The 232-nt window shown below is 44.4% G+C and carries 1 protein-coding gene; it reads left to right on the forward strand.

Annotated features, from left to right (window positions below):
• A partial coding sequence (locus ACPYOJ_RS37055) for an FGGY family carbohydrate kinase (RefSeq protein WP_481420638.1) occupies window positions 1-232 on the forward strand: 232 nt, incomplete at both ends.

Here is a 232-nt window from a genome sequence, read left to right on the forward strand (position 1 = left end):
GGCTATGATATCGGCAGTTCTTCTGTAAAAGTTTGTCTCATCGAGGCATCCAGCGGAAAGGTGATTGCTTCAGAATTTTCTCCAAAAAAGGAAATGAAAATCACCGCTATCAATCCCGGATGGGCAGAGCAGAACCCTGGCGACTGGTGGACGAACCTGAAACTTGCTCATGAAGCTGTTATGCACGAATCAGGAGTACATGCGGAAGATATTAAAGGAATTGGTATTACAT

This window comes from Rhizobium sp. SVR5-9E (assembly GCF_056755095.1).